General features: G+C 71.4%; 9 protein-coding genes and 1 pseudogene. 3 read left to right on the plus strand and 7 right to left on the minus strand.

Annotation, left to right across the window (positions count from 1 at the left end; genetic code table 11):
- The first annotated feature begins 281 nt into the window (after nucleotides 1-281).
- Nucleotides 282-553 (plus strand): annotated as a pseudogene (locus AB0N07_RS14645) (chorismate mutase).
- 567 nt (nucleotides 554-1,120) lie between these two features.
- Here AB0N07_RS14645 and AB0N07_RS14650 read toward each other — a convergent pair.
- Nucleotides 1,121-2,254, minus strand: coding sequence for a hypothetical protein (locus tag AB0N07_RS14650; protein ID WP_365834826.1), 1,134 nt, complete (start codon nucleotides 2,252-2,254; stop codon nucleotides 1,121-1,123).
- Between the two features lie 310 nt (nucleotides 2,255-2,564).
- Between AB0N07_RS14650 and AB0N07_RS14655 the strand changes: the two genes are divergently transcribed.
- Nucleotides 2,565-3,581, plus strand: a complete 1,017-nt coding sequence (locus tag AB0N07_RS14655; protein ID WP_365834828.1) for an LPXTG cell wall anchor domain-containing protein — start codon at nucleotides 2,565-2,567, stop codon at nucleotides 3,579-3,581.
- Nucleotides 3,582-3,653: 72 nt separating this feature from the next.
- Here AB0N07_RS14655 and AB0N07_RS14660 read toward each other — a convergent pair whose 3' ends face one another.
- The 4 genes from AB0N07_RS14660 to AB0N07_RS14675 form a co-directional block, all read right to left on the minus strand.
- A complete protein-coding gene (locus tag AB0N07_RS14660) occupies nucleotides 3,654-5,432 on the minus strand; it encodes a GMC family oxidoreductase (protein WP_365834830.1) in 1,779 nt (592 codons plus the stop codon).
- A gap of 28 nt (nucleotides 5,433-5,460) precedes the next feature.
- Entirely contained in the window at nucleotides 5,461-7,074 is a 1,614-nt protein-coding gene (locus tag AB0N07_RS14665) for a succinic semialdehyde dehydrogenase (RefSeq protein WP_365834832.1), read from the minus strand.
- Nucleotides 7,075-7,210: 136 nt separating this feature from the next.
- Nucleotides 7,211-8,935, minus strand: a complete 1,725-nt coding sequence (locus tag AB0N07_RS14670) for a serine/threonine-protein kinase (RefSeq protein ID WP_365834834.1) — start codon at nucleotides 8,933-8,935, stop codon at nucleotides 7,211-7,213.
- Nucleotides 8,936-8,984: 49 nt separating this feature from the next.
- Entirely contained in the window at nucleotides 8,985-9,887 is a 903-nt protein-coding gene (locus AB0N07_RS14675; protein WP_365834836.1) for an MBL fold metallo-hydrolase, read from the minus strand.
- Nucleotides 9,888-9,959: 72 nt separating this feature from the next.
- Between AB0N07_RS14675 and AB0N07_RS14680 the strand changes: the two genes are divergently transcribed.
- Entirely contained in the window at nucleotides 9,960-10,862 is a 903-nt protein-coding gene (locus AB0N07_RS14680; protein ID WP_365834837.1) for an AraC family transcriptional regulator, read from the plus strand.
- 124 nt (nucleotides 10,863-10,986) lie between these two features.
- Here the strand turns inward: AB0N07_RS14680 and AB0N07_RS14685 are convergent, their stop codons facing one another.
- Both AB0N07_RS14685 and AB0N07_RS14690 read right to left on the minus strand, forming a co-directional pair.
- Nucleotides 10,987-12,606, minus strand: coding sequence for a serine/threonine-protein kinase (locus AB0N07_RS14685; protein WP_365834839.1), 1,620 nt, complete (start codon nucleotides 12,604-12,606; stop codon nucleotides 10,987-10,989).
- A 72-nt stretch (nucleotides 12,607-12,678) separates the two neighbouring features.
- The gene (locus AB0N07_RS14690) at nucleotides 12,679-14,361 is read right to left on the minus strand and encodes a protein kinase (RefSeq protein WP_365834841.1); all 1,683 of its coding nucleotides are present in this window, start codon (nucleotides 14,359-14,361) and stop codon (nucleotides 12,679-12,681) included.
- Between the last annotated feature and the right edge of the window lie 152 nt (nucleotides 14,362-14,513).

Below are 14,513 nucleotides of genomic sequence, written 5' to 3' on the forward strand. Positions count from 1 at the left end.
GGGATGCCGGACCCACGTTGGGGTCGGCGACCCCCAGTCTCACGATGCGAACCGTGTTGGACCACATCGCCGGGCCGGGCATACTGGCCCCATGCTCACACACCCGACCTTCCTCTTTACCTATGGCAACCGGCCCGCCGGCTGCCATGGTCGTGCTGCTTGAGCTACTGACAAGCGACTTCCCAGGCGCCCCGGGCCGACAAGGCCCGGGGCGCCTGTCGTCTTCCGGGTCCTGCCGCTCCGGGGCACCGCGTCCCACCCACCGATGAGGAGCCCCCGACATGACCGCCACCGCAGCCGAGAAGACCGGCGCCCGTACCACCGAGGCCGCCGGCGTGATCACCGGCGCTCGGGAGCGCATCGACGCTCTCGACGACCGGATCATCGGCCTGATCCAGGAACGGATGGCCGTCTCCGCCGTCATCCAGCAGGCCCGCAGCGCGTGAACCTGTCCCGCGAGATGGAGGTCCTCGGCCACTACAGCGAGGCCCTCGGCAAGCCCGGTACGTCCCTCGCCATGACGCTGCTCGAACTGTGCCGCGGTCGCATCTGAGTTCGCAGCCCCTTTAACCCGTACGGCGCGTGACCGCCCGGCGAGCCCCTTCGTTGGTGGTGGTGTCCGCGCCAGCCAGGGGCGGGCCCGAAGGAACCACGCGTGGCTTGCTGGGGTGATGAGACGTACGGGTCGTGCCGAACGTCGTGGGACCTCACTCCAGGGTTGTGACCGGACGGCAGGGGACAGCAGCCCGGTCACCCAAGTAAACGGTCGGCCCCGGGGACGCCCGGGGCCGACCGGCGGAAAATGCAAAAATGCACAACCCTGGGTCAAACGGTTGCGTACGCCCCGTCCATCCAGCACGATGCGTAGAAAGCCCCCAAGTCCCGCCGCGGACAACTGCATTGCTTGCACTTCCGTACCGTCAGAGGTCGAGACCATCCGCGCGCCCCGAATGCGCCGGGGCGGCGACCCAGGGCACACACGACAAGCGGCGCAACCCCCCGGCGCCGCTCCCAGGCACCGGCGCTGCCCTGACGTCGGTGCTGACGGAGAAGGGCCCCGCGGCCCAAGCCCGCGGGGCCCTTCGCATGTCCGTGCACCGGTCGGCCCCACGGGCACCGGTCAGACCCTGGACGCCGTCCCGCAGCCCTTCGTGAGGCCGTCGTCGATGCCCTTGCTGCGGTCGTACGGGTCCGACGTCGGGCCCGTGGGAGGGGCGCCGGTCGCGGTGTCCGACGTGAACCCCGGGTGCAGATAGCCGTCGTAGACATCACAGGCGGAGTTGCCGATGTCGCGGTCGTAGCGGCGGATGGTGATCTTGCCGGGGGTGACCTTGTAGCGGGCCGGGTCGGACATCTGGATGTCGAGGACGCGGCGCACGATGGTGCGGGTGACCTCCTTCGAGCCGTCGGTGCGGGCGACCGGGTAGACGAAGGTGTAGTCGGCGTGCACGGCGACGGAGGACTGTTCGCCGGCTTTGAAGGTGATGCGGCCGCGGGTCTTGATCACGTCGCCGACGAGTTTGACCTCCGCCGGGTCGAAGCGGCTGAACATGGACAGCGGGTCGTGCTTCTCGTCCGGCTTGGCCAAGGCCGTGTCGAGCCGTGTGAGGAGGTCCGTCTGCTGCGGTTCGATCACGCCGAGCGCGGTGGCGGGGCGTTCGCCGCGCAGGGTGGCCGAGTTGAGGTTCGCGTCGACCAGGAGGGTTCTGGTCTGCTGCAGGGCCTGCTCGACCTGGGCCTTGGAGAGCGTGCCGACGGGGGTCGCCTTCGGCAGGACGATGCCCGCCGCACCGTCGGCCCAGCGCTCGGCCGGGGAGCCGGCGAACGGCCGGGCGAAGGAGGGGGTTTCGGAGTCGGCCGGGGAGGGCGGGGCGGCGGGGGCCGCGGTCTCCGCCGGGAGGGGGGAGACGGAGGGGGCCGCGTGGTCCTTCGTGCCCAAGGGGTCGCCGGGGATGACCGACGGCTTCACGGCCACGACGGCCACCGCAGCGGCGAGGAGGACCCCGAGCACCGGCCGGACGCGGCGGCGCCGTTCGGGGCGGGCCGGACCGGCGCGCCAGTTGTCCGGGCTCTCGCCGCGCGCGTCCTGCTGCCGCAGCCGCTCGGTGACCATACGGGCGCGGGCCGAGGGCTCCTTGGGGGCGGACCCGAGTTCCGCCTCGGTGTCCTTGACGAACTTCTCCCACACGTCGTCGGGTATGGAAGGCTCCTCGCCGGAACCGGATCTCCGCTCTTCGGACGGTCTGTCGGCCACGACTCGGACGCCTTTCTGCCAGGGCTCTTCAGGCTCTTCGGGTTCTTCGGGACTCATCGAGGCTGCTCGTCGGCGGCTGTCATGTGCATCGCCTGACGAGCAGCAGAGCGTACGTGACCCGGCTCGCGCAAAGAATGGCGGCTTCGTGAACTGCCGCTTGCCTGGAGTCGGCGACGTAGGCCACGTAAGAATTCCGTGAGAGCCCGTACAACCATTCACAGGCCTCACGGATCCAACCTGCGAACCAAGGGCCACACCCGCGCCCCACACGCGGAGCCCTCCCATTGGACTGGACTCCCTTGAGGTTGTCATGAAGCTTCGTTGTGCCATGGGCGTCGCGGCCGCCACCGCGGTCATCGCGCCCCTCGCGCTGCTGTCCGCGCCCGCCGCCTTTGCGGACGAGACGCCGACCGCAGGCGCCACCGAGACCGTGTCCGAGACGCCCACCGAGACGCCGAGCGACACGGCCACGGCGACGCCGACGGACACCGGCCTGCCGACCGACTCGGCCACGCCTACCGCCCCGGCGTCCAGTTCGCCGACCGCGAGCGCCCCGGCGAGCCAGTCGGGCGAGCCCACCCCCTCCACCTCGGCCGAGCCGAGCGAGGACCCCTCGGACCCGAACGTGCCCTTCTGTGAGGACGTCGACAAGAACTACGAGGGCGCCAAGGTGTCCGCGGACATCAAGGGCCTGCCGGGCAAGATCGTCGCGGGCGACGGGTTCCACAACTTCAAGCTGACCGTCACCAACGACGCGAAGACCAGGGTGGAGGGCGTCGCCTTCTACGCCGAGGTGGAGAACTACGAGCTCGACGAGTCGAAGTACCTGAGCCCGTACGTCGACCTGGAGTTCAAGAACCCCGAGACCGGCTCCTGGGACCGCATCGGTTCCGACGACTGGGCGGGTGACTACTTCTTCTTCGTCAAGGAGCTGAAGGCCGGTCAGAGCCAGACCGTCGCCCTGCGCGTCAGCATCGACTCAAAGGCCCCGGCCGGCGACGCCTACTCCTTCGGTTCCGGTGCCTACCTCGACAACGTCGAGGGACAGGACTGCATCGCCGAGGGCTGGGCACAGTACGACTTCAAGGTGCTGAAGGCCGGTTCGGCCAACACCGACCCGGGCTCCGCCACCCCGAGCGACAAGGGCAGCAAGGACTCGGTGAAGAAGCCGCAGGGCGAGATCTCCGCCCTGCCGACCGGCAACCTCGCCGAGACCGGCGCCGGCTCCGCCCTGCCGGTGATCGGCCTCGTCGGCGGTGTCGCCGTCGTCGCCGGTGCGGGTGCGGTGTTCGCGGTGCGTCGCCGTCGGGCCGGCGCGGGCGCGTAACAGCAGCTCACTGCAAGGAGAGAAGGACCCGCACTCGGAGGGGGGTACGGGTCCTTCGCCGTGCCTGAGCGGCTACTTCTTCGGCGGCACGGCCGGCATTCCCAGGAACGGCAGCTTCAGTGCACCGAAGGCGTCCGCCGGGACCGCGGGGGCCTTGGGCTCCACCGGCTTCAGGCGTTCGTACGCCGCTCCCTGGGCCGGACGCGGGTCCTCCTCGCCCTTGTTGGGCCAGTACGACATCGCGCGCTCGGCCTGGGCGGTGATGGTGAGGGACGGGTTCACGCCCAGGTTGGCCGAGACCGCCGCGCCGTCCACCACCGAGATGCCGGGGTGGCCGTAGAGGCGGTGGTAAGGGTCGATCACGCCGGTCTCGCGCGAACTGCCGATCGGGCAGCCGCCCAGGAAGTGGGCGGTGAGGGGGGTGCCCATGAGTTCGCCGACGTTCGATCCGGCGAAGCCGTTGATGTCGGCGGCGATCGCCGATGCGCCCTCCGAAGCGGCCCTGATCTGCTTGGGGTTGGGGGCGCCGTGGCCCTGGCGGGCGGTGAGCAGACCCTTCCCGACGCCGTCCGGCTTGAGGTACGTCGTCAGGGAGTTGTCCAGCGACTGCATCACCAGGCCGATGATGGTCTTCTCCGACCAGCGGCGGTTGGAGAGGGAGCGCAGCACGAGGAGGGGGTGGCGGGCCGCGTTCGCGAGCCAGCCCATGACCCTCGACGAGCCCTCCGCGTACGGCACCTGGAGGATGGAGAGGCTGCCCATCGAGTTGGAGCCCTTGCCGTAGCGGACCGGCTCGATGTGGGTGTTCTCGTCCGGGTGGATGGACGAGGTGATGGCGACGCCCCGGGTGAAGTCGACCTTCGGTTGGCCGGTCGCCTTGCGGTAGCGGCGGTCGTCCGTCTGCGCGCCGACCAGCGCCTCGGAGTTCGTGCGGGTGAGCTCGCCCAACCTGTCCGAGATGTACGGGAGTTGACGGCCCGCCTTCATGCGGTGCAGCAGGGTCTGGGTGCCGTAGGTGCCGGCGGCAAGGACCACCCGGCGGGCCTTGAAGATGCGGCCCCTGCTCTTCTTCTTCTCGTCGGTGGGGAGGGTGGCGACGGCGTAGCCGCCCTGCGAGTCGTCCGTGATCGACACGACCGTCGTCATCGGGTGCACGACCGCGCCCGCCTTCTCGGCGAGGTGGAGGTAGTTCTCGTTGAGGGTGTTCTTCGCGCCGTGCCGGCAGCCGGTCATGCACTCGCCGCACTCGGTGCACGCCTTTCGGGCCGGGCCCGCGCCGCCGAAGTACGGGTCGTCGACCTGCCCGCCGGGCGCCGCCTTCGACTTCCCCTCCGCGTCCTTCCCGTCGCCGAAGAACACGCCGACCGGTGCCATGTGGAAGGTGTCGCCGACGCCCATCCGCTCGGCCGCGGCCTTCAGGTGCACGTCGGAGGGGGTCATCGTCGGGTTCAGCCGTACGCCGAGCATGCGCTGGGCCTGGTCGTAGTAAGGCTTCAGCTCCTCCTGCCAGTCCGTGATGTCACGCCACTGGGGGTCGTCGAAGAACGGCTTCGGCGGTACGTAGAGGGTGTTGGCGTAGTTGAGGGAGCCGCCGCCGACGCCTGCGCCGGCCAGGACCATGACGTTGCCCAGCAGATGGATGCGCTGGATGCCGTACATGCCGAGTTTCGGAGCCCAGAGGTAGTTCCTGAGGTCCCAGGAGTTCTTGGGGAGGGACTCCCGGGTGAAGCGGCGGCCGGCCTCCAGGACACCTACGCGGTAGCCCTTCTCCGTCAGGCGCAGGGCGGTCACCGAGCCGCCGAAACCCGATCCGACGACGATGACGTCGTAGTCGTAGGTGTCCTGTGACACGTGCTCTCCTCGTTGAGAACGGGCGTTTCTACTTGAAGCGCAGGGTCTTCATCAGCCGCAGGCTGCGACTCATGAACTGCGCGTACTTCTCGTCGTCCATCCCCAGCGACGGGGCCATCGGCAGGAGCCGCTGGTGGGCGACCGTCTGGGCCTCCGTGTACTTGAGGATGCCCTCGGAGCCGTGGCGACGGCCGAGGCCGGAGTCCTTCATGCCGCCCATGGGGGACTGGACACTGCCGTAGGCGGGGGCGTAGCCGTCGTTGACGTTCACGGTGCCCGTGCGCAGACGGGAGGCGACCTCGCGGCCGCGGCTGCCGTTCTTCGTCCAGACCGAGGAGTTCAGGCCGTACGGCGTGGAGTTGGCGTGCTCGATCGCCTCCTCGTCGGTCTTGAAGCGGTAGATCGAGACGACCGGGCCGAAGGTCTCCTCGGTGCAGACCGACATCGGCTCGGTCACGCCGTCGAGGATGGTCGGCTCGAAGAAGTACGGGCCGATGTCCGGGCGGGCGACACCGCCGGCGACGACCTTCGCGCCCTTCGCCACGGCCTCCTCGACGTGGCGGGTGACGGTCTCCAGCTGGCGTTCGCCGACCAGGGAGCCCATGTCGGCGCCGTATGCGAGGGACGTGCCGAGGCGCATGGCCTTGGTGCGGGTGGCGAAGCGCTCCAGGAAGGTGTCCGCGATCGACTCGTGGACGTACAGCCGCTCGATGGAGATGCAGAGCTGGCCGGCGGAGGAGAAGCAGGCGCGGACCGCGCCCGCGGCCGCCTTCTCGATGTCGGCGTCGTCGAGGACCAGCATGGCGTTCTTGCCGCCGAGTTCGAGGGAGACGCCGACCAGGCGGGCGGCGGCACCCTGGGCGACCTCGCGGCCGGTGCGGGTGGAGCCGGTGAAGGAGACGTAGTCGGCGTGCTTGACGACCTCGGGGCCGACGACCGGGCCCTCGCCGAGGACGACCTGGAAGACGTCGGCCGGGAGGCCCGCCTCGATGAGCAGGTCGCGTGCCCACAGGGCGGTCAGGCAGGTCTCCGTGTCCGGCTTCATGACGACCGCGTTGCCCGCCACGAAGGCCGGGAGCGCATCGCCGACCGAGAGTTCCAGGGGGTAGTTCCACGGGGCGATCTGGCCGACCACACCGCGCGGGTGACGGAGTTCGGTGACCTTCGTCAGCGTCGGCATGGCGCCCGTGTGCCGCTTCGGCTTCAGGTACGCGGCGGCCCGGCGTCCGTAGTGGCGGGACGCGACCGCGACGGCCTGGACCTCCTCGTGGGCGTGCAGCCGGGCCTTGCCGGTCTCCAGCTGGATCAGGTCGAGGACCTCGGCCTGGCGGGCGAGGATCAGGTCGTGGAAGCGGAGCAGGACGGCCGCGCGCTGCCGGACCGGTGTCTGCGCCCAGACCGCCTGCGCCGCGCGGGCCGCGTCGAAGGCCTTGGCGACGTCCTCGGGCGTGGACTCGGGCAGGTCGGCCAGCTTCTCGCCGGTGAACGGCGTGTGGTTGGCGGTGCGTCCGGAGCCGACCACGCCCTTGGTGAGCTGCGCGACCAGCTCGGGGGTGACCACGTCGGCGGCGGTACGGGCACCTTCGGGGGCGGGGGCGAGAGGGTTCGTGCCGGTCTTGGCCTCGGCATGCGCTTCCGTCATGAGCCGCAGGGTATGACGGCGCGGGGCCTTTGGGTACCCGTCGGTAACGCGGCTTCACGCAGTACACACACGCCGCCAGTGCTCACTGGCAAGGTTTGCGCTGATCAGGCGTTGTGCGGGGACGACGGGGAGCGGGTCAGCCTTTTCCGATCACGAGACGGTCACGTGCGCCTTTGAAGAGGGTGGTGCCCTTCTTCTCGGCCGGTGTCCCCTTGGGCATGTCCACGCGCAGTTCGTACATGCGACCGTCGTCGGTGCGGATCATCAGCTGCATCACCCGGGCCGGGGTGCCGTCCAGGCCGTAGGTGGTGTCGGCCTGGACGGCCTCGTAGCCGTGGAAGGCGGTGCGGGTGTACTGGGTGCGGGCGTCACCGCTGTAGCTGTTCCAGTCGGCGTGCGCCTGCTGCGCCTCGGCCATCGGGGAGCGGGGGGCCTTGTCCCACTGGGTGAGGCGGATGGTGACCTTCCCGTCGGGCCCGTCGTACTCGACGAGACGGGGCGGCCTCGCGGCGCCGCCTTCCCTGGCGGACTCCCGGTACCGGCTCGGCAGGGTCAGCACGGCGTTCATGCCCTGTTCCCGGTGGGCGGTCCAGGCGGTGGCGCCGGGGCCGGGGGTCGCCTCGCGGGCGGGAGTCTCGGTGAGGGTGGCGGTCCGTTCGGTGACGCCTCCGCTGTCGGTCTCGACGAAGTAGGGCATGCCGAGCCAGGTGCCGCCGACGAGCAGGGCGGCGAGCGCGGCGAGGGAGGTGCGGCGGAGCAGCAGGGCGCGCTTCGGAGCCGCGACGGGGTGCGGGACACTGGCGGTCGCGGGTTCGGCGGACGGCTCGGATGCCCGCCGGGGCCCGGAGGTGGGCGCGGTGTCGGATTCCGGTACGGCCGCGGAGGCCGCCGCCTTGACCGCAGGGGCCGGCGTGTCCGGGACGGGCGCAGCCCCCAGTCGTACGGTCCCCCTGTCGTCGGCGAACTCCCGCAACCCTGCCGTGCCCTGGGCCACCGTCGCACCGGGCTCGACCTGCGGGACCGGCCAGCCCTCCGCCACCGCCTCCAGCACCGCGCCGGCCTCCTTCGCGCCGGGCCGCTGCTCCGGCTGCTTCACCAGCAGCCGGGCGATCAGCGGGCCGAGCGGTCCGGCCTGTTTCGGCTCGGGCGCCTCGGAGGCGATGACCGCGGCGAGTGTGGACTCCACCGTCGTACGCCGGAACGGGGAGATTCCCTCCGCGGCCGCGTACAGCAGCACGCCCAGCGACCACAGGTCGGAGGCGGGACCGGCGCCCCGGCCCGACATCCGCTCGGGCGCGACGAACTCCAGGGAGCCGACGAACTCACCGCTCACGGTGAGGGATTCCTCGCCCTGGACGTGGGCGATGCCGAAGTCGGTGAGGACGACTCGGCCGTGGGCGCCGAGCAGGACGTTGGCGGGCTTGACGTCCCGGTGCACGATGCCGACGGCGTGCGCCGCATCCAGGGCGCCGAGGACGGCGAGGCCGATACGGGCGGCCTCGGACGCCTCGACCGGGCCGCGCCTGAGGACTTCGTGGAGGGACTCGCCGCGGATCAACTCCATGACGATCCAGGGCAGTCCGTCCTCCTCGACCACGACGTCATGGATGGAGACGGCGGCCGGGTGGTCGACGCGGGCGGCGGCGCGGGCCTCGCGGTAGAGGCGGTGGGCGGCCCGCCGGTGGTGCTCGTCCTCCGGGTCGCCGGGCAGCCGCGGCTGCTTGACGGCGACGTCCCGCTCCACGAGTTCGTCGTACGCCTGCCAGACGGTGCCCATGCCGCCGGAGCCGATGCGCTCGGTCAGCCGGTAGCGCCCGCCGAGCAGCCGACCTTCGCGCGTCCGTTCGCCGCCTGCACTCATGCCTCATGAGTACCTTGCGGAACGGGGACTTGTCGACGCGGGGCCCGTGTTACGGAGTCCAGCGGGCGAAGGCGAGGGCGTCGCCCCGTCGCCGCACCTCCACGACCCCCGATCCGCCGAAGTGCGCGGGAATCAGCAACTCGCCCTCGGACACGGCTCGTTCGAGGACCCGGCGGCGACTGGTGGCCGCCCGCCCTGGGTCCAGGCAGAAGCAGCTGCTGCACTCGGGGTGCAGGATCTGGACCGGGCTGTGCAGCAAGTCCCCGACGAACACGGCCCGTTCACCGCGCGAGGCGAGGCGCAGGACGGACGAGCCGGGGGTGTGGCCGGGGGCGGACTCCAGGGTCAGGTGCTCGTCGATGCGGTGCTCTCCGTCCCACAACCGGGCCTGTCCCGACTTGTGCACGGGAGCGATGCTGTCCTCGTAGATCAGCCGGTCGTCGGGGCGCACACCGCCGCCGTATCCGCCGTCCGGGCCGAAGTGGTGGTCGTCCGCGGCCGGGAGGAGGTAGGTGGCGTTCGGGAAGGTGGGGAGCCAGCCGCCCTCCACGTCGTGGGTGTTCCAGCCGACGTGGTCGCCGTGGATGTGGGTGTTCACGACGACGTCGACGTCCTCCGGGCGCACTCCGGCCTGCGCCAGGCGGTCCGGGAAGTCGCCCTGCCGCTGGTGGAAGAGGGCGTTGCCGGGCCGCTCGCGGCCGTTGCCCACGCCGGTGTCGACGACAACGGTGCGACCGGCGCTGCGGAGCACCCAGGTCTGCAGCGCGACCACGGCACGGTCGCTGCCCGGCTCCCAGTGGTCCGGGACGAGCGCCTCCCGGTTGTCCCGCCACACCTCGGGGCCGACGCCCGGAACGAGGTCCCGGGCCGGGGCGTAGGGCGCCCGCCACTCGACGACCCGGTGCACCTCGACGTCACCGATCATGAAATTCTGCACGTTCTCATCAGCCATAACAAGGACTTTAGAAGCGCTTCCGTGAGCAACCCAATGCCTGTCCAGCTCATTCGGATACGCTTGCGTCTCATGGACGTGGTGAGCGACGCGATCTCCGCGATACGCATCGGGCAGCCCTCCTCCAACCGGCTGCGGGTCGCCGGCACCTGGTGCACGCGGCTCGCCCCGTACGAGGGCGCCGGGTTCCACGTGGTCCTCGCGGGTGGCTGCTGGCTGTTGCCCGACGGGGGCGGCGAGCCGGTGACGCTGGCCGCCGGGGACGTCGTACTGCTGCCGCACGGGGCGGGGCATGTGCTGGCGGACGCACCTGGCGATACGACGCGGGCCGTGCCGTTCGAGGAGATGGGACCGCCCGCGGGGGCGCCGGGCGGGCGTGAGGTGGAGCTGTTGTGCGGCAAGTACCGCCTCGACCGCAGCCGGGTGCACCCGCTGCTCGCGGAGCTGCCGCAGGTCGTCCATCTGCCGAACCGGGTCGGCTCCCATCCCGAACTGCGCGCAGCCGTGGACCTGTTGGCCCGCGAGCTCGACGAGCGCCGCCCGGGTTCCTGTCTGGCTCTGCCGAGCCTGCTCGACCTGCTGCTGATCTACATGGTGCGGGCGTGGACGACGGAGACGGACACGGCCACGGGCGCCTGGCCGGCCGTGCTCGGCGACCCGGTGACCACGGCCGCCCTCCGCGCCCTGCACTCGGACCCGGCCGCCCCGTGGACCAACGACCGTCTGGCCGCCGAGGCGGGCGTCTCCCGTGCCACGCTGGCCCGCCGGTTCACCGCCCTGGTCGGCCGCCCGCCCATGGCGTACCTGACCTGGTGGCGGCTGACCCGCACGGCCACGCTCCTGCGCGACACCGACGCCCCGCTGGCCTCGGTGGCCCGCGAGGCGGGATACAGCAGCCCGTACGCCCTGTCGCACGCGTTCAGCAGGGAGTTCGGGGTGACGCCGGGGAGATACCGGGCTCAGGTGCGGCGCTGACGGCGGGGCAGAGCTTGTCGATAGCCGGATTCGCGATCGCGGGGCCACCGTGTTCTCGGCGGACGGTTTGTTCTCGTACGTCGTCAGCCTGGATCCAGGGCGGCGCGAATCCCGGACCTGCGCCTCACCCGGCCACGAACGTGTCCACCGCGACGTCGAAGTACTCCTTCGCCTCCCGCACCTTGCCGACCGGCGCCGACACCCACACGTCGTACATCCGGCCGCCCTCCTCCCAGCACAGGTCGTAGGTGTGCCGGGGGCCCTCGGCCGTGCTGAAGCCGTTCCAGGTGAACTCCCAGAGGGCGGCGGGTTGTCCGTGCTGGGTGGTCGAGGTGACCCGGCCGTCGTGGTAGCCGGGGTTGGTGTCGGAGCCCTGGGCGGCGGCGCGCCGCATCACCGCGAGCGGGCCGCCCGTCTGCGGGTCGGTGGCCTTGATGCCGAGCCGGAAGGTCTCCCCCGGTGACAGGTAGAAGACGCGCTCGCCCTGCGGTGAGCGGGTGAAGTCCTCCGGTACGGCGAGGGAGAAGCCGGCCGGGTCCTCGGCGACGCGGTAGCCGGAGGGGGCGGAGGGGCGGGTCGCGGTGACGGGCGACTTGGACGGCGTGCGCGAGGGGCTGGGCGTACTGGAGGTGGGTGACGGCGACGCGCTCACCGAGGTCCGCGGCGCCGGACTCGTCGGCGTACCACCCCCTTCGCCGCCCCCGTTCATGAGCAGCGCCGCCGCCGAGACCCCCGCCCCCGCCATCGCGGCGACCAGCAGCGCGGCCACCAGCACGCCCCGGGTGGACTGCCTGGTCTCCACCGTGGGCGACGGCGTCGGTGTCGGTGTCGGCGCGGGCTGCGGCGCGGGCGGGCGGGGCACGTCCTGCTCGGTCGGTGTGTAGCCGGGGGGCAGCGCCGGGGTGCGGCCGGTGTCGGTGTAGGCCCGCAGCATGCGCTCGGCCTGCGCCGCGTCCAGCCGGCGGTCGGGATCGCGCTCCAGCAGGCCCAGGACGACGGGCAGAAGCGGTTCGGCCTGCGCGGGCGGCCGTATCTCGTCGAACACGACCGCGTGCAGGATGCCGCCGAGCGAGTCGCGCCGGAACGGGGATTCACCGCTCAGCGCGGTGCACAGCAGCGCGCCCAGCGACCACAGGTCGGACTCGGGGCCGGTCCTCGCCCCGGACATCCGCTCCGGCGCGGTGTACTCGGGCGAGCCTACGAACGAGCCGGTCTCGGTGAGCGTGGTGGCGCCCGCGACCTGCGCGATGCCGAAGTCGGTGAGGACGACCCGGTCCGTGCCGGATTCAAGGAGGACGTTGGCGGGCTTGATGTCGCGGTGCAGCACCCCCGCCTCGTGCGCCGCGCGCAGGGCGCTCAGCAGGGCGGCGCCGATCCGGGCGGCCTCGGCGGGGGTGAGCGGCCCGCGCTGGGAGATGCGGTCGGCGAGGGAGCCGCCGTCGATCAACTCCATGACGATGTACGGGCGTTCGTCGTGCTCGACGACATCGTGGACGACGATGATGTGCCGGTGGCGCAACTGGGCCACCGCACGCGCCTCGCGCAGGGTGCGGTCGCGCTGCCGCCTGGTCTCCTCCGCGGAGAGCGTCTCGTCGAGGTCGAGAGGAAGCTCCTTGACCGCCACCTGCCTGCCGAGCAACTCGTCGGTCGCCCGCCACACCACGCCCATGCCACCGCGCCCGATTCTCGCCTCGAGCCGATAACGGCCCGCTACGACACGGACGCCTTCCCCCTCGGTCCCCATGCGCCCCATCATGCCCCACCGGACGGACGTGCTCCGGGGCGGTGACCGGCCAACCCCCGTCCGGCCCAACGGTTACTGGGAGGTCTTCTCCTGCCAGCCCTGCAGGACCCACCTGAACTGCTTGCTCGTGGTGGCCCAGTCGGCCGCGGGCGACGAGATGTAGATCGCGTACTCGGTGCCGTCCCCGGACATGTACGTCTCCTCGACGGCGCGGCGCGGACCGGGGAAGGGGACCCCCTGCTGCCCCTTCAACGCGGTCCAGGTGTACTCCCAGACGGAGCCGGGCCGGTCGCGGTAGATGTTCGCTTCCAGCCGTACGCTGTGGTAGTCGGCGAAGCGCCGCTGGAGCTGGTGGTCCAGGCTCACCTGGTGGGAGTAGGCGTCCTTGAAGTCCGGTGCCGTGTCCATGGCGATGCGGACGAAGTGCTTGCCGTCGTCGGGTGTGTAGTCGACCTGCCTGATCTCGCCGGAGACGCCGAAGACCTTCCGGCTCCAGCCCTTGGGCAGATAGAGGCTGAAGCCCCAGGGGTCGTCGTAGCGCTGCCATGCGGCAGGAACGGTTCCGTTGGCGTTCGGGCTGGATGGTTTCGTGGGCGTCGGGCTCTGTGGCGTGGAGGTACCGGCAGTGCCGCTCGGCGTCTCCTTGTCCCCCGACTGGAGCGCCACGGCCGCGCCTGCGCCGACGATCGCCGCGAGGGCTATCGAGAGGACCACGGTGCGCAGACGACGGCGTTTCGGTGCGGGGCCGGTGCCCGTCCGGTGCTCCGGGCCCATCCCGGTCGGCCCGATCGACGTCGGCCCGGACGTCGGCGGGTACGGCGTGGCGGAGCCCGTCTGCGGTCCCGATCCGGAGCCGGTGTGCGGTCCCGTGGCGGTGGTCCCGGTCTCGTAGCGGGAGCCCGTGTGCTGTGTCGGCACGTATGCCTGCGCCTCGTTCGCCCGCCGGCCCTCCGCCGCCTCGGCGAGCATCTGCTCTGCCTCGGCCGCGGACGGCCGTGCGGCGGGGTCCTTGTGCAGCAGCGCGGCCATGACGGGCCCGAGCGGACCGGCGTGCTGCGGATCGGCGGCGTTCTCCTCCACGACCGCCTGCATGGTGGACAGCGGCGAGGTGCGGCGGAACGGCGACCTGCCTTCCACCGCCGTGTACAGCGTGGCGCCGAGCGCCCACAGGTCGGAGGCGGGGCCCGGGTCGTGGCCGCGGACCCGCTCGGGGGCGAGGTAGTCGACGGAGCCGACGACCTCTCCGGTGCGGGTGATCGTCGTATCGCCCTCGATCTGGGCGATGCCGAAGTCGGTGAGCAGGACGCGGCCGTCGTGGCCGATGAGGACGTTGCCGGGCTTCACGTCGCGGTGCAGCACTCCGGCGGCGTGCGCGGCGCGCAGCGCCCGCAGCACCCACAGCCCGATGCGCGCGGCCTCGGCGGGCTCGATGCGGCCCCGCTCCTTGACGGCGTCGGCCAGCGAGTAACCCTCGACCAGCTCCATCACGATCCACGGGCGGCCGTCGTGTTCGAGCACGTCGTGCACGGTGACCACGGCGGAGTGGTTGATGCGCGCGGCGGCGCGCGCCTCCGCCCGGGTGCGCGCGAGCAGCCGCTCCTGTTCACTCTCGGACACATAGAGCGCGGCGGTCAACTCCTTGATGGCGACGGCGCGGTGGAGCACCTCGTCGTGTGCGCGCCACACACGGCCCATGCCGCCGCTGCCGATCGAGTCGGCGAGCCGGTAGCGGCCCGCGACAAGCTGGCCCTGCATCTGATTCACGTTGCCCCGCAATGCTCTTGACAGGGTCAGACTAAGGACCGGCCCGCAAACAGGGAACAACGGGGGTCCCAAGGAGACCGCACTGTGACGGTTGTCGCTCAGGGGTCCGTACAGCAACCGTTTTCGCTTCACGGACCGTTCAC

The sequence above is a fragment of the Streptomyces sp. NPDC051172 genome (genome assembly GCF_040682555.1).
In the GTDB taxonomy this organism is placed as follows: Bacteria; Actinomycetota; Actinomycetes; order Streptomycetales; family Streptomycetaceae; genus Streptomyces.